This is a genomic window from Streptomyces sp. WM6372 (assembly GCF_001279655.1).
Lineage (GTDB): Bacteria > Actinomycetota > Actinomycetes > Streptomycetales > Streptomycetaceae > Streptomyces.
This window is the reverse complement of record NZ_LGDB01000155.1, coordinates 1-273: the sequence shown is the minus strand read 5'-3', so window position 1 is coordinate 273 and position 273 is coordinate 1. Positions and strand designations below refer to the sequence as shown.

At 63.4% G+C, this 273-nt stretch carries 1 protein-coding gene; it reads right to left on the bottom strand.

Features of this window, described 5'->3' with window-relative positions; all coding sequences use genetic code 11:
* Window positions 1-273, bottom strand: a 273-nt coding sequence (locus ADK52_RS12910) for a condensation domain-containing protein (protein ID WP_324615910.1), incomplete at both ends; no start/stop codon positions are given.

Here is a 273-nt window from a genome sequence, read left to right as displayed (position 1 = left end):
GGGGATGACCTGGACCGGCTGCCGCAGACCCTCGTAGGCGAAACCCGCACGCAGATTCGCATGCCGGTCCACGACCACCGACGCAGCAGCCCTCAGCACCGCCGGGTCCAAACGCCCTTCCACCAGCGAAGACAACTGCGTCGTATAGACGTCCAACGCCTGCTCGTCATACAGAGCGTGGAACAGCAGACCTTCCTGCAGAGGAGCCAACGGAAGCACATCGGAAATGTCCTTCCACCGCCCCTCCACCACCCCTATCTCCGCCTGGTTCAG